At 70.7% G+C, this 22,457-nt stretch carries 16 protein-coding genes; 12 read left to right on the top strand and 4 right to left on the bottom strand.

The window, feature by feature from the left end; all coding sequences use genetic code 11:
• The first annotated feature begins 81 nt into the window (after window positions 1-81).
• Window positions 82-1,068, top strand: a complete 987-nt coding sequence (locus OG933_RS30670; protein ID WP_362523946.1) for a small ribosomal subunit Rsm22 family protein — start codon at window positions 82-84, stop codon at window positions 1,066-1,068.
• A 28-nt stretch (window positions 1,069-1,096) separates the two neighbouring features.
• Here the strand turns inward: OG933_RS30670 and OG933_RS30665 are convergent, their stop codons facing one another.
• Window positions 1,097-2,737 (bottom strand): alkaline phosphatase D family protein, encoded by a 1,641-nt coding sequence (locus tag OG933_RS30665; protein WP_405630010.1) that lies wholly within the window; start codon window positions 2,735-2,737, stop codon window positions 1,097-1,099.
• Between the two features lie 158 nt (window positions 2,738-2,895).
• Here OG933_RS30665 and OG933_RS30660 point away from each other — a divergent pair, with 158 nt between their 5' ends.
• Window positions 2,896-3,666, top strand: coding sequence for an SDR family oxidoreductase (locus OG933_RS30660; protein ID WP_405630008.1), 771 nt, complete (start codon window positions 2,896-2,898; stop codon window positions 3,664-3,666).
• 288 nt (window positions 3,667-3,954) lie between these two features.
• On the opposite strand, the gene OG933_RS30655 is transcribed toward OG933_RS30660, so the two are convergent.
• Window positions 3,955-5,148 carry a D-alanyl-D-alanine carboxypeptidase family protein gene (locus OG933_RS30655; protein WP_405630006.1) on the bottom strand — a complete coding sequence of 398 codons (1,194 nt, stop codon included), beginning with the start codon at window positions 5,146-5,148 and terminating at the stop codon, window positions 3,955-3,957.
• Window positions 5,149-5,371: 223 nt separating this feature from the next.
• Between OG933_RS30655 and OG933_RS30650 the strand changes: the two genes are divergently transcribed.
• Together OG933_RS30650 and OG933_RS30645 are read left to right on the top strand one after the other, a co-directional pair.
• Window positions 5,372-6,853 (top strand): ABC transporter permease, encoded by a 1,482-nt coding sequence (locus tag OG933_RS30650; RefSeq protein ID WP_405630003.1) that lies wholly within the window; start codon window positions 5,372-5,374, stop codon window positions 6,851-6,853.
• Window positions 6,854-6,912: 59 nt separating this feature from the next.
• Window positions 6,913-7,605, top strand: a complete 693-nt coding sequence (locus OG933_RS30645; RefSeq protein ID WP_020126803.1) for an ABC transporter ATP-binding protein — start codon at window positions 6,913-6,915, stop codon at window positions 7,603-7,605.
• Window positions 7,606-7,698: 93 nt separating this feature from the next.
• Here OG933_RS30645 and OG933_RS30640 read toward each other — a convergent pair whose 3' ends face one another.
• Complete coding sequence (locus OG933_RS30640; protein ID WP_383477190.1) at window positions 7,699-8,025, bottom strand: nuclear transport factor 2 family protein; 327 nt, start codon at window positions 8,023-8,025, stop codon at window positions 7,699-7,701.
• 184 nt (window positions 8,026-8,209) lie between these two features.
• On the opposite strand from OG933_RS30640, the gene OG933_RS30635 reads away from it, so the two are divergent.
• The 5 genes from OG933_RS30635 to OG933_RS30615 all read left to right on the top strand — a co-directional run bounded on the left by OG933_RS30635 (window position 8,210) and on the right by OG933_RS30615 (window position 14,654).
• Window positions 8,210-8,755: a DoxX family membrane protein gene (locus OG933_RS30635; protein ID WP_362523956.1), complete on the top strand. Its 546-nt coding sequence runs from the start codon at window positions 8,210-8,212 to the stop codon at window positions 8,753-8,755.
• Window positions 8,756-8,877: 122 nt separating this feature from the next.
• Complete coding sequence (locus tag OG933_RS30630) at window positions 8,878-9,261, top strand: MazG-like family protein (protein WP_405629999.1); 384 nt, start codon at window positions 8,878-8,880, stop codon at window positions 9,259-9,261.
• Between the two features lie 100 nt (window positions 9,262-9,361).
• The gene (locus OG933_RS30625) at window positions 9,362-10,213 is read left to right on the top strand and encodes a hypothetical protein (protein WP_362523960.1); all 852 of its coding nucleotides are present in this window, start codon (window positions 9,362-9,364) and stop codon (window positions 10,211-10,213) included.
• Window positions 10,213-12,435 carry a bifunctional serine/threonine-protein kinase/ABC transporter substrate-binding protein gene (locus OG933_RS30620; protein WP_405629995.1) on the top strand — a complete coding sequence of 741 codons (2,223 nt, stop codon included), beginning with the start codon at window positions 10,213-10,215 and terminating at the stop codon, window positions 12,433-12,435. Before OG933_RS30625 ends, OG933_RS30620 begins: the two co-directional genes overlap by 1 nt.
• Window positions 12,435-14,654: a bifunctional serine/threonine-protein kinase/ABC transporter substrate-binding protein gene (locus OG933_RS30615; protein ID WP_405629993.1), complete on the top strand. Its 2,220-nt coding sequence runs from the start codon at window positions 12,435-12,437 to the stop codon at window positions 14,652-14,654. The genes OG933_RS30620 and OG933_RS30615 overlap by 1 nt, the downstream gene beginning before the upstream one ends.
• A 419-nt stretch (window positions 14,655-15,073) precedes the next feature.
• On the opposite strand, the gene OG933_RS30610 is transcribed toward OG933_RS30615, so the two are convergent.
• On the bottom strand, window positions 15,074-16,777 hold the full coding sequence (locus OG933_RS30610; protein WP_405629991.1) for a TIGR04141 family sporadically distributed protein: 1,704 nt from the start codon (window positions 16,775-16,777) through the stop codon (window positions 15,074-15,076).
• Between the two features lie 186 nt (window positions 16,778-16,963).
• On the opposite strand from OG933_RS30610, the gene OG933_RS30605 reads away from it, so the two are divergent.
• From OG933_RS30605 to OG933_RS30595, 3 genes are all read left to right on the top strand, one after another.
• On the top strand, window positions 16,964-19,090 hold the full coding sequence (locus OG933_RS30605) for an N-6 DNA methylase (protein WP_405629988.1): 2,127 nt from the start codon (window positions 16,964-16,966) through the stop codon (window positions 19,088-19,090).
• 79 nt (window positions 19,091-19,169) lie between these two features.
• Window positions 19,170-21,236, top strand: coding sequence for an N-6 DNA methylase (locus tag OG933_RS30600; protein WP_405629986.1), 2,067 nt, complete (start codon window positions 19,170-19,172; stop codon window positions 21,234-21,236).
• Window positions 21,233-22,450: a restriction endonuclease subunit S gene (locus tag OG933_RS30595; RefSeq protein ID WP_405629984.1), complete on the top strand. Its 1,218-nt coding sequence runs from the start codon at window positions 21,233-21,235 to the stop codon at window positions 22,448-22,450. Before OG933_RS30600 ends, OG933_RS30595 begins: the two co-directional genes overlap by 4 nt.
• The last annotated feature ends 7 nt before the right edge of the window (window positions 22,451-22,457 follow it).

The following is a 22,457-nucleotide window of genomic DNA, read 5'->3' as shown; positions in this document are numbered from 1 at the left end:
GTGACGGCCGGTGCGGTGACGGCCGGTGCGGTGACGGCCGGTGCGGTGAGGGCAGTGGCCCGGACCTGAGAAAATCCGGGGGTGAACGTCTCCGTATCCGTTTCCGAGACCCTCCGCGGTGCCCTGACGGACCTGCTCGACGGGCTGCCGCCCAAGCAGGCCGGACAGGCCGTCGAGCGGCTCATCGCCAACTACCGGGGCGCCACCCCCACCGACGCCCCCATCCTGCGCGACCGGGCGGACGTGGTCGCGTACGCCGCGTACCGGATGCCGGCGACCTTCGAGGCGGTGCGGTCGGCGCTGGAGGCGTTCGCGGACGCCGTGCCGCAGTGGTCGCCGGCCAGTCATGTGGACGTGGGCGGCGGCACGGGTGCGGCGACCTGGGCGGTGAGTTCCACCTGGGACGGGACGCGCCCGGTGACCGTGCTCGACTGGGCGGAGCCCGCTTTGGCCCTCGGCCGCGAGGTCGCCGCGGCGCACCCGGCGCTGCGCGGCGCCCGCTGGCAGCGCGCCCGCATCGGCACGGCCCTCGCCCTGGACCCCACGGACCTGGTCACCGTCTCCTACGTCCTCAACGAGCTGGCCGCCCCCGACCGGGCCGTGCTGGTGGACGCCGCCGCGTCGGCCGCGCAGGCCGTGGTGATCGTCGAGCCGGGCACGCCGGACGGTTACGCCCGGGTGATCGAGGCCCGCGACCGGCTGATCGCCGCCGGGTTCCGGGTCGCCGCGCCCTGCCCGCACAGCGCGGCCTGTCCGATCGTGCCCGGCACGGACTGGTGCCACTTCTCGGCGCGGGTCAGCCGCTCCTCCCTGCACCGGCAGGTCAAGGGCGGCTCGCTGCCCTACGAGGACGAGAAGTTCAGCTATGTCGCCGCGGCCCGTTTCCCCGTCTCCCCCGTCTCCTCCCGGGTGGTCCGGCGGCCGCAGATCCGCAAGGGGCAGGTGCTCCTCGACCTGTGCGAGGCCGAGGAGCGGCTGAGCCGTACGACGGTGACGAAGAAGCACGGCGACCTGTACCGGGCGGCCCGGGACGCCGACTGGGGCGACGCCTGGCCGCCGGCCCCGTGAGCGTCGTGGCGCAGGCGGCTCAGGCTGCTCAGGCGGGCTTGAGCCCCTGGTCGCCGACCTCGGTCACGAAGGAGGCGGCCGTGGTGAGGGGGGCGCCCTGCGTGGTGACGTACGGGACGGTCTTGAAGTCGGCGCGGGCGAGGTCGCGGCCGAGCGAGACGGTCGCGTAGCCGCGCAGGCCGTTGTAGAACTTCAGGTGCGGGTTGGCGGCCATGAAGGTGGCCCAGTTGGCGGGCTTCGCCGAGCCGTTGCCGCCGCTGGAGATCGACGAGGTGACGATCTCCGTGCCGAGGGTCTTCGACGCCTGGTCGTCGAAGTCCTTCTTGATGTCGAAGCCGTAGTGCACATGGACGTCACCCGTGAGGACCATCAGGTTCTCCACACCCGATGCCTGCGCGCCCGCCAGGATCCGCTCGCGGGAGGCCGGGTAGCCGTCCCAGGAGTCCATGGAGACCTGGGAGGGCGCGGTGGTGGAGTTGTACCGCCGGGCGAAGGTGACCTGCTGCGGGACCACGTTCCACAGGGCGCGCGAGCGGTGCCAGCCGTCGATCAGCCACCGCTCCTGGGTGTCACCGGTGAGGGTGCGGGCCGGGTCCTCGGACTCGGGTCCCGGCACCTTCCAGCCGTCGCCGTACGCCTGGTCGGAGCGGTACTGGCGGGTGTCGAGGACGTCGAACTGGGCGAGCCGGCCCCAGTGCAGCCGCCGGTAGAGCCTGAGGTCGGGGCCGTCGGGGAGCTGCGGGCGGCGCAGCGGCTGGTTCTCCCAGTAGGCGCGGTAGGCGGCGGCCCGGCGGATGAGGAACTCCTCGGCGGGGTCGTCGTTCTCCGACACCGCGCCCGCGTAGTTGTTCTCGGTCTCGTGGTCGTCCCAGGTGACGACGAACGGGTGGGCGGCGTGCGCGGCCAGCAGGTCCGGGTCGGACTTGTACAGCGCGTACTTGAGGCGGTAGTCGTCCAGCGTCACCATCTCGTGGCCGTAGACGGCGGGCACGGTCCCGGCGGGGTAGGCGCGGGCGCCGCCGACACCGCTGACGGCGTACTCGTAGAGGTAGTCGCCGAGGTGCAGGACGAGGTCCACGTCGTCCTCGGCGAGGTGCTTGTACGCGGTGAAGTAACCCTGGTCGTAGCGCTGGCAGGAGACCACGCCGACGGTGAGGGCGGCCGCCTTCGCGCCGGGGGCGGGGGCGGTCCGGGTGCGGCCGGTGCGGCTGATCCAGGTGCCCGCCTTGAAGCGGTAGTAGTACACCCGGTCGTTCTCGAGGCCGTCGACCTGGACGTGCACGCTGTGGCCGAACTCCGGGTGCGCGAGGGTGGTGCCGCGTCTGACGGGCCGGCGGAAGGTCTCGTCACGGGCCAGTTCCCAGTGCACGGTGATCCGCTGGGCGGGCAGTCCGCCGTCCGCCCGGTACGGGACGGGCGCGAGGCGGGTCCAGAGAAGGACGGAGCCGGGCAGCGGGTCGCCGGAGGCGACGCCGAGGGTGAAGGGGTCGTCGGTGAGCCGCGCCGGGTCGAGCTCGGCGGCGGCCGCGGTACCGGCGGCGGGCAGGTTCACCGTGAAGGCGAGCGCGGCCGCGGCCGCGGTACCGGTGAGGAAGCGGCGGCGTCCCAAGTGGCGGGCGGTGGCGCGGAGTTCGGGGGCGTGCTGGGACTGGTGGGCTGCGGGTGTCATTCCGGTCCTCCCCTGAAAAGTGGCGGCAGAAGGCATTGGAGTGGCCGGAGACGGCTCGGGGGCATCATCGGGTTGGCGCGTACACAACAGTCGGATGTCGGACGCGTGCGTTCCGCATGCCGGGTTCCGGCGGCGGGGCTCACGTACGCTGCGGGGCCATGGATGCGAACCTCACTGCCGGGCCACCGAAGATCGCGATCGTCACCGGCGCCGGTTCCGGGATCGGACGGGCGGTGTCCGTGGAACTGCTGCGCGCGGGCTGGTCGGTGGCACTGGCCGGGCGGCGCGCCGAGACCCTGGAGGCGACGGCCGCGCTGGTACCCGAGGGCACGCATCTCGCCGTACGGACGGACGTCTCACGCCCGGAGGAGGTGGCGGCCCTCTTCGACGCCGTGCGAGACCGCTTCGGGCGGCTGGACCTGCTGTTCAACAACGCCGGCACCTTCGGTCCTGGCGGCGTGCCGTTCGAGGAACTCCCCTACGACGCCTGGCGGCACGTGGTGGACACCAACCTCAACGGGGCGTTCCTGTGCGCGCAGGGGGCGTACCGGCAGATGAAGGAGCAGGATCCGCGGGGCGGCCGGATCATCAACAACGGGTCCGTCTCGGCACACACGCCCCGCCCGCTGTCGGCGCCCTACACGGCGACCAAGCACGCCCTCACCGGCCTGACGAAGTCCCTTTCGCTGGACGGCCGGGCGTACGGCATCGCGGTGGGCCAGATCGACATCGGCAACGCGGCCACCGACATGACGGCGCGGATGCAGACGGGCGCGTTGCAGGCGAACGGCGAGACCGCGCCGGAACCGGTGATGGACGTCGCCGACGTGGCGCGCACGGTGCGGCACATGGCGGAGCTGCCGCTGGAGGCGAACGTGCAGTTCGCGACGGTGCTGGCGACGGCGATGCCGTACGTGGGACGGGGCTGAGGGCACTCGCCGAGGGCGGGCCGTGGTCGGCGCGCCGGCCGCCCACAGGTCGTCAACTCGTCAACCTGCACAAGCGGAGTTTCTCCGTCCGCACCATTGCGGCCGGTGGCGGACCTATGCTCAACTCTTCTCCACGAGAACTTCACACTTGAAGTACGACAGTTCCGCCCCGTACCACCACAAGCCACACCGAGGGGGGAGGGGCAGCCGTCCCAGGGCACCGGGTGGGGGTGGACCTCGCCGGGACCGCGAGGTACGCACCGGCGCCGTGGGACGGCTGCCGCACCATCAACTCGCCGGCGGCGCCTCGCCGGAACGGCGCCGACGCCGGCGCAGCGCGTACGCCCCGCCCGCCAGCAGCGCCACCGCTCCCCCGGCGCCGCCGAGCGCGCCCCAGCCGTCCGGGCCGCCGCCCTCCGCCGACGAGGCCTGCGCCCCGGCATGCGGCGCCTTACCCGCGGACGACCCGCCCGCCCTGGTCCCGCCCTCGCTCAACGCCTCGACCAGCGTCCCCACCGCCCGCGCCGAACTCCCTTGTGCGAAGCCCCAGTCGAGCAGCGCGGCGGTCTCCTCGTAGACGGCGTTGTGGCCGCTCTTCGGATGCAGCACGGTGACGACGAGGGTGCGCCCCGCGCGGGTCGCGGCGCCGGTGAAAGTGTTGCCGGCGTTGCTGGTGAAGCCGTTCTTCACGCCGATCAGGCCCGGATACGGCGTCACCCCGTACGTGCCCGACAGCAGCCGGTCGGTGTTCTCGATCCGGAGGGTCTTCCCGCCGCCGGCCGGGAACTCGGCGGTCCTGGTGCCGCAGTAGGCGCGGAAGTCGGCGCCGCGCAGCCCGTGCCGGGCGAAGAGGGCGAGGTCGTAGGCGGAGGACAGCTGGCCGTCGTGGTCGTAGCCGTCGGGGCTGACGACATGGGTGTCCAGCGCCTGGAGGTCGACCGCTCTCGCCTGCATCTCGGCGACCGTCTTCGCGACCCCGCCGTTCATCCGGGCGAGCACCTGCACGGCGTCGTTGCCCGAGCGCAGGAACACGCCCTGCCACAACTGCTCGACGGTGTAGGTGACCCCGGCCTCGACGCCGACGAGGCTGGAGCCGGACGGGATGCCGGCCAGGTCCGCGTCGGTCACCCGGTAGCGCTCGGTGCGCTCGAACCTGTCCAGCAGGGTGTCCGCGAACAGCATCTTCAGCGTGGAGGCGGGCGCGACCCGCAGATGCGCGCGATAGGAGGCGAGCACCTCGCCGCTGTCCTGGTCGGCGAGCAGCCAGGCCCGGGCGGTGAGCTTCTTCGGCAGGGCGCCGCCCCCGTTCACCTGAACACCGTCGGCGACGAGCCGCGCGCCGCCGACCACCACGTCGGAGGCGGCCGCGGCCGGTGTCGCCGCGAGCGGTGCGGCGGTCAGTGGCGCGGTGGCCGCGGTGGCCGCGAGGGCCAGCAGGGAGCGCCGGGACAGGCGCGGGGAAGGGCGCGAGAATGCGTGCACTGCGGGACCGTACAAGGGGATTCGAGGAAAAAGGAAATCCCCAGCCAACCGCTGTCACCTGGGAAAAGCCCCTCCACAGCCTAGGAATCAGCTGTCTCAAGGAATTCTGATCCGGCGCTCCGCATTCTCAGTCCTTACACATCTTTTACTCAGGATGACTCAAAGGTTTCTCCCTAGGTTGTGGCCGCGCCCACAGAGGGCGCCAAGAACCTTAGGGAACGGGATGTTTGGCATCTATCTCAAGCGTGAACTGGGCCGGCGCAAGAAGGCCGCCCTGGTCATCGCACTGGGTCTGGCGCTCGGAATCGCGCTGGTCATCACCGTCAACTCGGTGTCGGCCGGCATGACACAGGCTCAGGACAAGGTCCTTCAGTCGCTGTACGGTCTCGGCACCGACATGACCGTCACCAAGGCCCGAACGGCGCCCACGGCCAACAGTTCCGGCGGCCCCAGATTCGAGTTCGACGCCAAGGGCGAGGACGACGACGACACGCAGCAGAGCTCGGACCGGGTCTCGACGCAGGGCGGTCAGGCCCTGAAGGCCGCGCTCGTCACGCAGGTCGCCGACCAGAAGGGCGTGGCGGCCGCGGTCGGCGCCCTCACCCTGAACGTCACCAAGGTCGACGGTTCCTTCACCCAGGGCAAGGCGCAGAGCTCCAGCGGAACCAGCGGCAACGGCGGCCAGGGCGGCCCCGGCGGCGGCAGCGGCGGCGGGTCCACCGCGGCCCCGCAGGTCCAGGGCGGCGGCGCCTCCTTCGACGTCAACTCGTACTCCGTGGCCGGTGTCGACGTCACCAACCAGGACCTCGGCCCGCTGGCGAGCTCGAAGATCTCCTCGGGCGTGACGTTCACCTCGGCGCAGGCGAACGCCAAGGTCGCCGTCGTCAGCAAGTCGTACGCCAAGGAGAACTCGTACAAGGTCGGTTCGACGCTGACGATCTCCAGCACCAAGTACAAGATCATCGGTATCGCCACCCCCGACAGCAGTGACTCCACCACGGACGTCTACCTGCCGCTGAAGCAGGCGCAGACCCTCGCCGACGCGGCGGACCAGGTCACCACGATCTACGTCAAGGCGACCGACTCCAAGCAGATCGACACCGTCAAGGCGACGATCACGAAGAACATCTCCGGTACGACGGTCACCACCTCCGCCGACCTGGCCGAGACGGTCTCCGGTTCCCTCTCCACCGCCTCCAACCTGGCGACCAGCGTCGGCAAGTGGCTGTCGATCGCCGTCCTCGTCGCCGCGTTCCTGGTGGCCGCGCTGCTCACCTCCTCGGCCGTGTCCCGCCGGGTGCGCGAGTTCGGCACCCTGAAGGCGCTCGGCTGGCCGAGCCGCCGGGTGACCCGGCAGGTCGTCGGCGAGTCCATGGTCAACGGTCTCCTCGGCGGCGCCCTCGGCATAGGCCTGGGCCTGGCGGCCGCGTACACCGTGACGGCGATCAGCCCGAAGCTGACCGCCGAGCTCGGCAACACCGGCGGCGGTGGCGGTGGCGGCATGGGCGGCGGCCCCGGCGGCGGCGGTCCCGGTCAGCAGTCCGCGTCGAACACGATGGAGATCGCCCTCTCGGCCCCCGTCTCCGTCACCACGATCGCTCTCGCGGTGGGCCTGGCGGTCGCCGGCGGTCTGATCGCCGGCGCGATGGGCGGCTGGCGCGCCTCCCGGATGCGCCCGGCGGACGCCCTGCGCAGCGTCTCCTGACCCGCGCCCCGACCAGTCGTCACATCCCTCACGGAGAACACGGAGAACCCGGAGATCCCATGTACAACCTCACCGGCGTCACCAAGCGCTACACGCGCGGCAAGGAGACGGTCGAGGCGCTGCGCGGCATCGACCTCACGATCGCGGAGGGCGACCAGCTCGTCATCCAGGGCCCCACGGGCGGCGGCAAGTCGACGCTGCTCCAGATGATCGGCGGCCTCGACCGCCCGACCGAGGGCAGCGTCGAGCTGGACGGCGTCGACCTCGCGCGGATCAGCGAGGCGAAGCTGACCCGGCTGCGCGCCGAGAAGATCGGCATCATCTTCCAGTCGTTCAACCTCATCCCGACGCTGACCGCGCAGGAGAACGTCGAGACGGCGCTCGTCCCGCTCGGGGTGAAGCCCGCGGAGCGGCGCGAGCGCGCGGCGGAGGCCCTGCGCTCGGTCGGCCTGGGCGAGCGCCTCACACACGCCCCGGCGGAACTCTCCGGCGGCCAGCAGCAGCGCGTGGCGATCGCCCGCGCGCTGGTCAAGAAGCCGAAGGTGCTGCTCGCCGACGAGCCCACCGGCAACCTCGACGAGGGCATGCGCGACGAGATCATGGAGGTCCTCGAAGGGCTGTGGCACGAGTACGGGCTGACGTTCATCATGGTCACCCACGACTCGTCGATCGCCCGCCGGGCCCCGCGCCTGGCCACCATCAAGGCGGGTCAGCTCACCCTGACGGAGCAGGCGGTCGCCCGCTCCTGGTGACCACCGCAAGTGAACACCCTTGACGCGAAGGGCCGTTGACCGCCCGCCCGGCGGTGAACGGCCCTTCGGCCTGCCCGCCGGCAGGGACGGGGCTCAGGCCTGACCGGTCTCGAAACGGGAGATCCGGCCGTCGTCCTCGACGACGAAACTCCACCTGGTGCGCATCTCGCCCCAGGTGTCGTTGCGGTAGTCGGCGATGAGGGCGCGCCCCCCGGCCGACTCCTTGGTGACGTCCATGTGGCCGTGGGAGGAGAAGATCTCCCGGTCGGCCCACTGGACGAGATCACGGTCGGAGCCGTCGTCCGCCATGGTCGCGTCGGGGGTGAGCAGGCTGCGGAACGCCTCCTCGTCATGGGCGTTGACGGCGGCGACGAAGGCCCGCACGGCCGGGTCGCTGAGTCTGTCGATCTGGATCGCCATACGGGCCACCCTCACATCGCGGTCCGGGCCCCGCCACCCGAACGGCGCCCAGGACGGGCCGGACGGGTGTGAGTGGTGCGACGGTGGAAACGCGGAGGGGGCTGTTTCTGCTCCTGCTCCTGTTTCCGCTCCTCATCTTCTCCGTCACCTTCCACGTCCGCCGTTCTCTGCTCAGGGAGTCACCGTGACCTGTTACGACCGTCGTGATCTGGGACTGCTGCTGCTCCGGCTCGGCACCGGCGGAGTGCTGGCGGCCCACGGCGCGCAGAAGCTGTTCGGCTGGTTCGGCGGGCACGGCCTGGAGGGGACCGGCCAGTTCATGGAGTCCGTCGGCTACGCCCCCGGCAAGGCCAGTGCGACGGCGGCGGGCCTGGCGGAGGCCGGCGGCGGCACACTGCTGGCGCTGGGCCTGGCCACCCCGGCGGCGGGCGCGGCAGCGGCCGGCGCGATGGCGGGCGCGTCCGCGGTGCACGTCCCCAACGGCTTCTTCGCGATGAGCGGCGGCTACGAGCACGCGGCCTCCCTGGGCCTGGCCGCCGCGGGCCTCGCCATCACCGGCCCGGGCCGCCTCTCCCTCGACCACGCCCTCGGCCACACGGTCGACCGCGGCTGGATGGTCCCGGCGGCGCTCGGCGCGACGGCGGCGGTCACGGCGGTGGTCATCGGCATGCGGAACAAGCGGCTGCGCAGGCAGGAGGAGGGCGAGCAGGAGGCGCTGTTCGAGGAGTAGCCCCCACCCCCCGGGGGGAGGCGGGTGCCGGGGGAGGCGGGTGCCGGGGGCAGGGTGCCGGGTGCCGGGTGCCGCTGCCGGACACGGCCCCGGGAGCGGACGTGGCCTGGCAGGCTTCGCTGATGGACACTCAGCCCCGGGCCACCGGGCCCACCGAATCCGCCGGTCCTCCCGATCTCTGGACGACCGTCGACGCCCTGTGGAGCTGGCTGGACGCCGACGCGGCGCACGGCGGCCACGAGGGCCTGCTGCTGCGCGTGCTGAAACTGTCGGAGGAGGTCGGCGAGGTCGCGCAGGCGGTCATCGGCGCGACCGGCCAGAACCCCCGCAAGGGCGTCACCCACACGTGGGAGGACGTGCAGGGCGAGCTGTGCGACGTGGCCATCACGGCACTGGTGGCGCTGCGCACGCTGACGCCGGAGGCGGAGGGGGTGTTCGCGGGGCATCTGGCGCGGGTGGCGGAGCGGTCGTCGGGAAGCGCGGGCGCCGGGGCCGACGTTCGCTGATTCCGGCAGCTCCCCTGTTCTTCGAACCGCCCGCCCGCTCCCCGCGTCCCTCTGTACGATCACCGCACGCGAGGCGGGGGCCGTAGGCGGAGGGGCGTGGATGGACGACAACGCTGGTAGAGGCAGGGCGGCTTGGCCGTGGCGGGTCATGGCGTCGGCGGCCGCGGTGGCCGTGGTGCTGGGCGGCTGCGGTTCCGGGGACGACGGCAAGGCGGCCGAGCCGAGCCCTTCGGCATCCTCTCGGTCCGCGGCTCCGGCCGCGTCCGGCTCGCCCTCGTCCTCCTCCTCGACGGGTGGTGACGCGACGGCACTGACGCCGTTCCAGGCGGACCCCGCTCAGGTGCCGAAGACGAAGCCGCAGGGCGAGGCGCTGGCAGCGGCCGTCGCGCTGGAACCGGAAGCGTGGGGCGCGGGCTTCCGGGCCCAGCAGCCGGCCGCGAGCACCCCCGGCACCGCCGCCGTCCTCGACGAACAGTGCCGGTGGGAACGGCAGGCGCTCCCTCAGAGCGTCCTGGCCTCGCTGTCCCGCTACAGCGAGCTTCCCGGCACCGCGGGCAAGGGCGAGATCAAGGTGACCGCGGCGGTCACCGTGCACGCCACGGTGAGGGACGCCGACGAGCGGCTGGCCAGCACGCTGGAGGAGCCGTTGCGCTGCCGGGAGCAGCAGGTCCGTACCGACGAGTGGATATCCGGGCTCATGTCGACCGGCACTCCGTACGGCCAGGGCACCAACAACTACGCCGACGACCAGGTCGTGGAGATCGGTTCGTATGTCAACGGGACCGGCGAGCAGACGTACTACTGGTATGTCACCCGGCTCGGCACGGTGACCGTGGCGGTGTCGGTGAAGGGCGCCAAGGGCTACTCGAACACCGAGCTGAACACGTACGCGGCGCACGCCAACGCCACGATGCTCAACCGCGTGGAGTACGAGCTGGGAGGGCAGAACTGATGGAGCCGCTGCGTTCGTCCGATCCCGCGCGTATCGCGGACCATCGCCTGCTCGGGCGGCTCGGCGCCGGGGGCATGGGCGTGGTGTACCTGGCCCGCACGCCGGGCGGAGCCCTGGTGGCGCTGAAGGTGCTGCTCGCCGAGTACGCCGAGGAGCCGGGCTTCAAGGAGCGGTTCCGCCGCGAGGTCGAGGTCGCCCGGCAGGTCGACAGCCCCTGGGCGGTGCCGCTGGTGGACGCCGACGCGGACGCCGAGGCACCGTGGCTGGCGACCGCGTTCGTACCCGGCCCGTCACTGGGCGAGGCCGTGGCCGCGTACGGCCCCCTGGCGGAGCACGGGCTGCGGCTGCTCGGCGCCCGGCTGGCCGAGGCGCTGGCCGAGGTGCACCGGGCGGGGCTGGTGCACCGGGACCTCAAGCCCGGCAACGTGCTGATCGCCCACGACGGACCCCGGCTCATCGACTTCGGCATAGCCCGGGCGCCGGAGGACACGACACTCACGGCTACCGGGATGGTGGTCGGCACGCCCGGCTATCTGTCGCCCGAGCAGGCCGAGGGGCGGGGTGGGGACGGCGGCGTCGGGCCGGCGAGCGACGTGTTCTCCCTCGGGTGCGTCCTGGCGTACGCGGCGACCGGCCGGGCGCCGTTCGGCAGCGGAGCGGTCGGCGCCCTGTTGTACCGGGCCGTGCACGATCCGGCGGATCTCGACGGGGTGCCCGCGGGCCTGCTGGAGGTGCTGGGCCGCTGCCTGGAAAAGGATCCGGCCCGGCGGCCGGACGCCGCGGAACTGGTGCGGGAACTGTCGGCCGACAGCACTCCGCGGGACGAGGCGGCGGCCGGGTGGCTGCCCGAACCGGTCACCCGGTTGATCGCCGAGCGCTCGGCCGCCGCGCTCGCACTGCCGGACATCGAGCACACGCTGGCGCCGACCGACACGCCTGCCGCTGCCGGGCCGGCCGAGCCCGACACGCGTGAGACGTCCGAGTCGCCGCAGCCGCAGGACGCCCGCCCGGCCGGCCGGCGCCGTTTCCTCCTGCTCGCCGGTGGGGCCGTGGCGCTGGCGGCGGGCGCGGGCGGGGCCTGGTGGGCAGTCGCCCGGGACGGCGACTCGGGAGACGACAGCCCTGCCGCCGCCGCGTCCTCGCGCCGCCCGGTGCACACCGTCGCACTGCACGGTGACCTCAGCGGCCCGCACGCGGAGACGGGCCGGGCCCAGGAGCGCGGACTGCGGCTGGCCGTCGCGGAGTTCAACGCGCGCGGCGACGCCCCGTTCAACGTGAAGGTCAGGGCCGTCGACGACGGGGGCGATCCGGCGGTCTCGGCCCGGCTCGCCGCGGAACTCACGGACGATCCGGCGGTCCTCGCCGTCGTCGGCCCGACCACCGACGCCACGGCGCAGACGTCGCTCGCGAAGTACGACGCCGGGCTGTTGCCGGTCGTCGGCGTGTCCCCCGGCTCTACCGCCCTCTCCATCCAGGGTTTCCGCTCGTTCCTGCACGCACGGCTGCCCGACGCGGTACTGCCCGTCTACGTCAGCAACTACCTGCGCGGCACCGCGCGATCACGCAAGATCGGCATCGTCGTCGACCGCCCGGCCGGAAACTACGGAACGGATCTGAGCACTTCCCTCAGCAATATGCTCGGCAACGCACAGCAGCCGTCCGTGCCGGAGGTGGTCAGCGCGATGCGCCGCGACTTCGGCAGCGCGGTGGACGCGGTGCTCTCCGCCGGCGCCGACTCCGTGTTCTTCGCCGGTCTGCCCGACCGGGGGGCGCTGATCGCCGCGACACTGCGCGAACGCGCCTTCCAGGGAGCTCGCGTGTCCGGCCCGGCGCTGCTCGACGGGCGGTTCCTGACCGAGGCTCAGGAGGCGGCCGAGGGCTGGGTGATGGTGGCTCCGGTCATCGACGCCACCGTCAAACCCGAGGCGAAGAAGTTCGCCGCCGCCTACCGCGAGCGCTTCGAGGAGGCGCCGCCCCGGTACGCGGCGGAGGCCTACGACGTGACCGGGATGCTGCTGAAGGCTCTGTCGGGGCTGCCGTCGAAGAGCCGCACCCGGGAGAACCTGCTCGCGGCCGTGCGGGCGGGGACGTACGAGGGCATCACGAAGGCGTTCGCCTTCCAGAACACCGGTCAGATCGTCATCGACGGCACCGGCGGCTTCCTCTGGCGGGTCGAGCAGGGCGACTTCGTGTACGGCGGCCCCGCGCCGATCACCGTCTGATGGAGCCGCTGCGCACCGGCGACTCGTCCCGGATCGGCCGCTACCGTCTGCTGCGGCGGCTGGGCGCCGGCGGCATGGGCGTGGTCTTCCTGGCCCGTGCACCGGGCGGAGCGATCGCCGCGGTGAAGACGGTGCGGTCCTCGTACGCCGACGAGAGCGGTTTCCGGACCCGTTTCCGCCGCGAGATCGAGGCCGCGCGGCAGGTGCGCAGCCCGTGGGTGGTCCCGTTGCTGGACGCGGACGCCGACGCGGAGACACCGTGGCTGGCGACCTCGTACGTGCCGGGGCCCTCGCTCGCCGAGGCGGTGGACACCTTCGGACCGCTGTCGCTCCCCTCCGTGCGGGTGCTGGGCGTGCGGCTCGCCGAGGCGCTCGACGCGGTGCACGGGGCCGGTCTCGTGCACCGCGACGTGAAGCCGGGGAACGTCCTGCTGGCCCCGGACGGGCCGCGGCTCATCGACTTCGGCATCGCCCGCGCGCCGGAGGCCACGGCGCTCACCTCCAGCGGTGTGATCGTCGGCTCGCCCGGCTTCCTCTCCCCCGAGCAGGCACGGGCCCGGGGCGGCGAGATCGGCCCACCCAGCGATGTGTTCTCGCTGGGGTGCGTGCTCGCGTTCGCCGCGACCGGGGTGCGGCCGTTCGGCGGCGGCGGGGCGGCCGGCATGCTGCTGCGCACGGTCTACGAGGAGCCGGATCCGGCGGCGCTCCCGGACGGTCTGACGCCCCTGCTGAGAGCCTGCCTGCACAAGGATCCGCCCGGCCGCCCGAGCCTCGCCCGACTGCGTGAGGCGCTCGGGGAAGGAACGGCGGCCGACGCCGCCGGGCGGTCGGACTGGCTGCCCGCGCCGGTCACCCGGCTGATCAACGACCGGGCCGCCGCCGTGCTCACCCTCGGCACGATCGAGCCGACCCAGGTGTCCGCGCCTGCGAGCACAGTGCAGACGGTGTCGCCGGAGGCCGCGACGATGACGGCCGTCACGGCCACGCCGTCCCCCGCCCGCACCGTCGGCCGCCGCGGCTTCCTGCGCCTCGGCTCGACGGCGGGAGTCCTCGCGGCGGGCGGTGGCGGGGCCTGGTGGTGGAACACCCGGCAGAAGACGGGTGCGGCCCCTTCCTCCGGGGCGGGACCGCGTCCCGAACTGGTCGTGGCGTTCCACGGCGATCTGACCGGAGCCCGGAAGGAGCGCGGGAACGCCGAACTCGGCGGGGCCCGGCTGGCCGTCGAGCAGATCAACGCCAGGAGCGGCCACCCCTTCCGACTGAAACTGCGGACGTACGACGACGGCGGCGACACGAAACGAGCCGACGAGCTGGCCGTCCGGCTCACGAAGGACGCCGACGTGCTCGCCGTGCTGGGACCCACCACCGACGCCTGTTTCCTCGCGAGCGAGGTCACGTACACCAAGGCGGTGATGCCCGTCGTGTCCGTCTCGGTGGGCGTCGACACCCAGAGCTCGAAGATCGGCACGAATCTCTTCCACTCCCATGCGGCGCTGCGCGTCACGGACGGGCTGCTCGCCGTCCCCTGCGTCCGTTACCTCAGCAACCACGTCGACGCCCGCAAGGTGTTCCTCGTGGACGACCGGGCACAGGGCGACTTCGCCTGGACCCTGTGCGAACAGATCAAAAGCGCACTGGAGCAGGCCGGCCGGGACGCCACGGTGACCCGTGTCGCCGCCGGGAAGATCGACTACGCGTCGCTCGCCGCCGCGGTGATGTCCGCCCGCGCGGACGCCGTCCTCTTCACCGGCGACGCGGCCCGGACCGCCGGACTCGCGTCGGCACTGAGCACCGCCGGGTTCACCGGCACCCGGATGGCGACGGAACGCGCCTTCGCTCCACAGTTCCTCACCTCGGCCGGCGCAGCCGCGACCGACTGGGTCTTCGCCACCTCCTTCACCGACCCGACGGTCCGCCCCTCGGCCCGCGCCTTCACCAAGGCCTACCGCACCCGGTACGGCACCGCCCCCGGCTGGTACGCGGCGGAGGCCTACGACGCCGTCATGTTCCTGGCCGAGGCCTGCACCAAGGACGGCTCGCCGGTGACGGAACGGGGCGCGATCGCCCGCCGGATGCCCGAGATCACGTACTCCGGCATCACCAGGACGGTCAAGTACGAGCAGGGGTACGGCTACAACCACGACGCGATGTTCGAGTTCCGAGCGACAGACGGGGCGTTCCGGTACCTGGGGCAGTATCTGGAGGCGGCGGTTTCCTGAGGGGTCCTGGGCGCGCAGGGGCACTTCCGCACGCTCGCCGACGACCGGCGGCCGTCGCCGCCGCGTACGGGAACCAGCTGTACGGCGGGCAGGCTGGGCTTCGCAAGGTAGTAGAGGGGGACCAGGACGGCGAGCGCACTCCTACGGGCTATACCTGCGGTAGTACAGCGGCAGCACCGGGCGGTGAAGGTGACGATCGCGTTGTACGGCGTGCGGGATGGGCATACCCGAAGAAGGACGGGAGCAGCCCCTCGCGTCCGGTGTTGAACACCAGCCGTGCCTGGGAGTTGATGCAGGCAATCAGCACGCCGACAAGTGACTCGTGCGGGTGGGGGTACGTCCTCGTGTAGAGGAAGACCGTCGGTCCGCCACAGGGTGCGGGGGATCTTAGTTACCCATGGATGTGGTATGCGGTCTTGCTACGCGGCCAGGCGGCGGATTCCCACCCGGCTTGGAGTCGCCGTCACAGCCTGGATCCCGGTGACCTCGACCACGACGCCCCACGCCTCAAGAAGCTTGGCCGTCTGCACGAGGGTGACCTGAGAGAACGGGAAGAGCGTGTCGGCGGTGAGGTCGGTTCCGTTCTTCAGCAGGATCGCGAAAGTGACCTTCGAAGGCCGGAAGCCTTCCGGCAACCCCCTGCCCGGTCGGGCCGCAGCCACCTTGCGAGCGAACCCGTCCATGGCCTCCGGCGAGTGCAGCAGGGTCTGCACGGCGACCACGGCCTGGCCGAACAGGTGGCTCAGCGCGTCGGACCCCTTGGCCCGCTTCACCATGACGAGGACGTTGTCCGGGCTCAGGAGGTCGCAGATCTCCACGCCGTTGCCCCGGTGCAGCGCCGTCCGAACGTTGTCGCGGTCGAAGCAGACGTAACCGGGCCGCAGGTCGGGCACCGACTCGTTGTAGTCCCGCTCCTTGTCCCCGAGCACCCAGGCCGGCAGTTCGACCGAGGGCGAATCGGTGATGAGCCGCTCGACCTGCGAACGGATCGCCGCCAGGTACGCCTCGCCAATCTCGTACCACTGCCCGTCCAGTAGGAAGAACCGACGGGCGCCGAGCGCCACCTCCACTTCGATCCAGCGCAGCACGTGCGAGGTCCGGATGGCGTCGCCCTTCTCCGCCCGGGTGTGCGAGTGGAGGGTGACCGTGCCGTCCCGGAGCGCGGCGAAGCGCGTTCCGGGTCTCTGCACGCGGGCCCGGTTGAGGACGTACTCCAGGCTGAAGTCGTCGGTGAGGTACACCTCCGGACTGTGCACCTTGGTGGCGAACGCCTGGGCGGCGGCGTAGTCGTCCCAGTGGTCGGACGGGACGGCGACCGCGATACGTCCGTCAGGCGGCTCGCCGAGCATGTCGTCGAGCTGCTCCTCCAGCCGCGTGACGAGGTCGCCGTCCTTGACCGGGACGATGTGCTCGACGAATTCCAGTGCCTGACTCGGGTCCTCTTCCCGGAGAACACGGGCGATGGCCCTGATGTCCGCGACCAGGTCCGCGGGGTCGACGCCGAGCCGCATCCGCAGCCCGGTGCCGCCCTCGACGCTGGAGACCTTCGTACGGTTGTCCCGACCGATCGTGAGCTGCATCCGCTCCAGCCGACCGCCCAGCCGACGCACGATCTGCGCGTGCTCCTGGACACCCAGGCTCCAGACCGGAGTGCCGCCCGGCACGAGGGTGATGTCGGTCCGGCCGCCGCCCGGCGTATGGGCGACCAGGTCGCGGATCTGGGCGGGGTCCACCCTGCGGATCACGAAGCTCAGTCCGAACCGCCGGTCCTTGACACTGTCGGGCACCAGGCGGAACCCCTGGTCGTAGCCGATGGCGTACACCTCGCCGTCGACCGCGAGCATCAGCAGCCCCGCCGACCGGTTCACCGGCCGCGACACCTCGCACCCGGTCGTGCGGTTGATCTCGCCGCACCAACTCGCCTCGGACTGCTCGAAGCTGCCCGAGACCAACAGTGCCGGAACCCCCAGGTGCTCCTCCGGGAACTGCAGTTCCGCGTCGACAGCTTCAAGCTGCTCGGGGTCAAGAACGTCGAACATCGCGTCGACCGTGGGAGCGACGCCCGTGAGCCGGTACAGGGTGCGCTTGGAGGTGCTGGAGGGACTGGAGGTCCTGGTTGCCATGGTTCTGATCCGTTCGAAGGTGTTGTGGGCAGAGGGATGCCCGGGAGTCCCGGGGAAGCCGGGAGGCCGGGTGAAAGCACTCCCAGTACATCTTCAACTGAAAGCACTGTCAAACACCTCGCAACAGTGAGGCGCTGGTATAGAGTGGGACCGTCCAGCCCGCCCCTACGTCACCGGCAGGAGCCCATGAACCAGCAGGCCAGTGCCCTCGTGACCGCCGCCGACATCTCCCGGCTGGCCGGGGTCACCCGCGCCACGGTGAGCAACTGGCGCCGTCGGCACGCGGACTTTCCCGCCCCGGCCGGAGGCACGGACACCAGCCCCACCTACGACGTCGACGCCGTACGCGCCTGGCTCTCGGCCCGTGGCCAACTCCCCGAGGACACGCCGGCGGACGAACTCCGCACCGCGCTGCGCGCCCACCCCGGCGACGCGGACCTGGCCCTCCACCTGCTCCCTGCGGTGCTCGCAGCCGCCCGACTGGAACGGAGGAAACGCGAAGCCCTCCCCGAACTGCGTGACGACGCGCTGCTGCAATGGGCCCGAGCGGTGACGGCCGACAAGGCGGATGACGTTCCCGGATTCGCAGGCTTCGCATACGGCGCCGACGCGGCCGGGCCGCTCAGGGCCTTGCTGCGAAGCGTCGCCGCGGACGGTGCCGAGGCGGCGACGGACGTCCTGGCCGAACGTCTGCTGGAGGACGCCGGGGGCACAGGCACTTACCGCACGCCGCGCTCCCTGGCCGACCTCATGGCCCGGCTTCTGATCAACAGCACGGGCGACGACTTCCCCGCGAGCGTTCTCGATCCCGCGTGCGGCACCGGCTCGCTGCTCGCCGCGGCGGCATCCGCCGGGGCGACCGAACTGCGCGGCCAGGACATCCTGGTCGCCCAGGCCGCCCAGGCCGCCGCGAGACTCCGGCTGAGCGCCCCCGAGGCGGTGATCTCCGTACGTACCGGGGACAGCCTGCGCTCCGACGCCTTCAAGGGCCTCACGACGACTGCCGTCCTGTGCAATCCGCCGTACGGCGTCCGTGACTGGGGGCACGAGGATCTGGCCTACGACCAACGCTGGGCGTACGGCGTGCCGCCCAAGGGCGAGCCCGAACTCGCCTGGGTCCAGCACTCCCTGGCGCACCTCGCGCCCGGCGGCCGTGCCGTGCTCCTCATGCCGCCCGCCGTCGCGGAACGCACAGCCGGCCGACGTATCCGGGCGCAGCTCGTACGCGACGGAGCCCTCCGCGCGGTCGTCTCACTTCCCCAAGGCGCGGCCACCCCGCTCCACATCGGCCTGCACCTGTGGGTGCTCGAACGGCCGGATCCGCAGGCCGAACCTCCGGGGACGGTTCTACTCGTCGACGCCGCCGCCGCCGAGAACCGGGACCTCGACTGGACGGCCATCCACAACACCGTGCTCTCAGCGTGGCGGCCTTACCTCGCCGACCGGGACGGCTTCACAGGCGTCCCGGGCATCACGGGCGCCGTGCCGATCACGGACCTCCTCACCGAGGCCGTGGACCTGACCCCGGCCCGCCACATCCGAACGGCTTCCCGGCAAGCTCTACGCCCTGCCCTGCTGGCCCGGCAGGCATCGGAGTCGTACGGCCGACTCCGCCGAGCCGCGCAGGATCTGACCGACCTCAGCGCCGACGGCGACTGCCCACCGGCCGACGACCGCCCCCGCGACTGGCGTACAGCGACGGTCGCGGATCTTCTTCGCGGCGGCGCTCTCACTCTGCTTCGCACCGCGCCCGCGAGCCGCCGGACTCGTAGCGTCGAACCGCTGTCGCAGCCCGAACCAGAACGCGGCGGAAGGCCGACGCTCACAGCCACGGATGTCGTGAAGAACCGACCCGCCTCCGGAACGAAAGCGGACCTGCCCGCCGATGCCCCCCTCCCCTCGATTCAGGAAAAAGACGTGCTGCTCACGGAGACGCTCCGCGTAGGACACAGCACCGTGGCCCGGGTCGTCGAGCCGGACGAGTCAGGCTGTTTCCTGGGGCCCCATCTGCTGCTCTTCCGTCCGGATCAACGCCGTCTCGACCCCTGGTTCCTGGCCGGGTTCCTGGCAGCGGAACAGAACGTCAACGCCGCAGCCACCGGTACATCCATCGTTCGGGTGGACCCCCGACGACTCCGCGTTCCCCTGCTCCCGCTCGCCGAACAGCAGCGCTACGGCGCGGCGTTCCGCCACCTGCACGAACTGCGCACCGCCGCACGTCGTGCCGACCAGGCCGCCGAGGACGTCACACGTCTCCTCGGCACCGGACTCACCGGCGGCGCGCTGTTGCCGAACGGCCACGGATCGGCGTGAAACCTTCGGCCCGCCGCCGTGAGCGGCCAGACTTGACCTCTCCGTCCTTCGAGGACGGCGAAACTCCGGAAGGACAGTGTTGAACAGCAGTAAGCACACGGAACTGGCGAACCACGCGTGGTCGGTCGCCGACCTCCTGCGCGGCGACTACAAACAGTCCGACTACGGCAAGGTGATCCTGCCGTTCACCGTGCTGCGGCGCCTGGAGTGCGTCCTGGCTCCGACCAAGGACAAGGTCCTGGAGGTCGCCGCCCGCTACGCGAACGAGGACATCAACCCCGACCGCTTCCTGCGCAAGGCGTCCGGCCACAGCTTCTACAACACCAGCACCTACACACTGAAGGCCATCGCGGGCGACGCCTCGCACGCGGCGAAGTACCTCAACGAGTACTACGGCGCCTTCTCCCCCAACGCGCGGGAGGTCCTGGAGCGGTACGACTTCGCCCAGCAGATCAAGCGACTGGCCGCGGCGGACCTGCTGTACCAGGTGATCGGACGGTTCGCCGACCTCGACCTCCGGCCGGTGAAGAGGGACGAAGACGGCGAACTCGTGCTCGGCGACAACGGCAAGCCGATCGAGATCGTCACCAACCACCAGATGGGCTACATCTTCGAGGAACTGATCCGGCGCTTCGCCGAGCAGTCCAACGAGACGGCCGGTGAGCACTTCACACCGCGGGAAGTCATCCGGCTGATGGTCAACCTGCTCGTCGCACCGGACACCGACGCGCTGGCCCTGCCGGGCACCGTCCGCACGGTCATGGACCCGGCCTGCGGCACCGGCGGCATGCTCAGCGCGGCCGAGGAGCACATCACCGCCCACAACCGGGACGCCACGGTCAAGGTCTTCGGCCAGGAACTCAACCCCGAGTCCTGGGCCATCTGCCGGTCGGACATGATGATCAAGGGCCAGGACCCGGAGAACATCAAGTTCGGCAACTCCTTCAGCGACGACGGGCACGCCGGCGCCACCTTCGACTACCTGCTGGCCAACCCGCCGTTCGGCGTGGAGTGGAAGAAGGTCAAGGACGCGGTCGAGGACGAACACGAACGCCTCGGTGACAGTGGGCGGTTCGGGGCCGGCCTGCCGCGCATCAACGACGGATCGCTGCTCTTCCTCCAGCACATGATCTCGAAGATGAAGCCGGTGGACGCGTCGGGGGCGGGCGGCAGCCGCATCGCGATCGTCTTCAACGGCTCCCCGCTGTTCACGGGGGCGGCGGAGTCGGGTGAGTCCAAGATTCGGCAGTGGATCCTGGAGAACGACTGGCTGGAGGGCATCGTCGCCCTGCCCGACCAGCTCTTCTACAACACCGGTATCTCCACGTACTTCTGGGTGCTCAGCAACCGCAAGTCCAGGGACCGGCGCGGCAAGGTCGTCCTGCTGGACGCGCGCGACTACTGGCGCAAGATGCGAAAGTCGCTCGGCGACAAGCGCAAGGAACTGGGCGATCAGCACATCTCCGAGATCACACGGCTCTACACGGAGGCGCTGGCGGTCGTCGACGCGGCGAAGAAGGGCGGCGGCCACGACCTGGCCGACCGGGCCGGGAAGATCAAGGTCTTCCGCAACGAGGACTTCGGCTACCACCGGATCACCGTCGAACGGCCGCTGAAGCTCCGCTTCGAGGTGACGGAGGAGACGCTGACGGCCCTCACCGAGTCGAAGCCGATCACACGGGCCACGGATGCGGAGGCATTCGCGGAGGCGCTGCGCCCGCTGGTCGGCAAGTCCTGGACGACGAAGTCCGACGCGTGGATCGACCTCAAGGACGCGGTCGTCGCGGCCGGCCGGTTGTGGCCGACGGGCGCGCCGTTCAGCAAGGCGTTGCGGGAGGCTGTCGGCGTCCGGGATCCGGGGGGTGAGGTCCAGTACATCAAGGGCGAGAAGGAACCCGATCCGGAGCTGCGGGACTACGAGAACGTGCCGCTGGAGGAGGACGTGGACGAATACCTGCGGCGGGAGGTGTTGCCGCATGTCCCGGACGCGTGGATCGACAAGAGTAAGACGAAGGTGGGATACGAGATTCCGTTCACGCGACATTTCTACGTGTATAAGCCGTCGCGGCCGTTGGGGGAGATCGACGCGGAGTTGAAGGCTCTGGAGGGCGAGATTCAGGCGCTGCTGGGAGAGGTGACGGAGTGACTTCACCCAGGATTAAGGATGTTGCTCAAATTAACCGGAACGTGCTCCCCGAAAGCACGGAGCCGAACTTCCGATTTCGCTACGTCGATATCGGCGCAGTCGACAGTCTCGGACGCATAACAATTCCTGACGAGGAGGTGAGTTTTAGTTCTTCCCCATCACGAGCTCGCCGACTTGCGCCAGCCGGTGCTGTTGTTGTATCAACGGTTCGCACCTACCTACGCGCTATCGCTGCTGTACCAAAGACCACCGCACCCCTCGTCTTCTCAACCGGGTTCGCCGTACTGGAGGCCGGTACACAGATCGACAGCCGATTCCTAGCCCATTACTGCCGATCTCAGACCTTCATTGATGAAGTAGTTGCCAGATCAGTAGGAGTGAGCTATCCGGCCATCAACGCGGTCGATATCGGCAACCTGCCGGTCGCCCTCCCGGCCAGAGAAGAGCAGCAACGAATCGCCGATTTCCTCGACGCCGAAACCTCTCGCATCGATGGTTTGGATTCGTCTCGGTCCGCGCAGTTGAGCCTCCTGGCAGAGCGTGAACGGGCGATGCTGGACCTTTCGTTCCGGGAGGCGCGATCCGGGACTCAGACTCGGCTCAAATACCTATTCTCTGTGCGTCCGCGCTACGGCGTCCTGGTCCCGGTTTTTACAGACGACGGTGTCCCGTTCATCCGGGTAAATGACCTCCTTGATTTGGAGGGGCGGGCCGATGGGTTGCGCAATATTCCGAGTGAATTGTCAGCGCAATACGCCAGAAGCATCGTCCAGCCCGGCGATCTTCTGATGAGCGTCGTGGGAACACTAGGACGCGCAGCGATTGCTTCCGCGAGTCTGGCTGGCGCAAACATCGCGCGAGCTGTGTGTTCGATGCGTTTCATGCCCGATGTAGAGGTGCAACTCGTCGAAGCCTGGCTCGGTACGAGTTCCTTCCACAAGCAGGCCCTTGTCGCTACGAGCACAGACACTGCTCAGCCAACGCTCGGGATGGAGGACCTCGGCAATTTTTCACTGACTTGGCCCTCGGACTCGCAAGAGCGGAAACACATGGTTCGAGAAATCGCTCGCATCCAGGACTCCATGAGGAGCCTAAGCGACAAGCTGAAGCGTCAAAAGTCGGTTCTCGCCGAGCGCCGACAAGCCCTCATCACCGCTGCCGTCACCGGTCAGATCGACGTGTCCACCGCCAGTGGACGAGGGATCGAGGAATGATCGCGTC

It is taken from the genome of Streptomyces sp. NBC_00016 (assembly GCF_045040885.1).
Taxonomy (GTDB): domain Bacteria; phylum Actinomycetota; class Actinomycetes; order Streptomycetales; family Streptomycetaceae; genus Streptomyces; species Streptomyces coriariae.
Note: the sequence above shows the minus strand (reverse complement) of the source record. Positions and strands in the feature narration are given on the sequence as shown.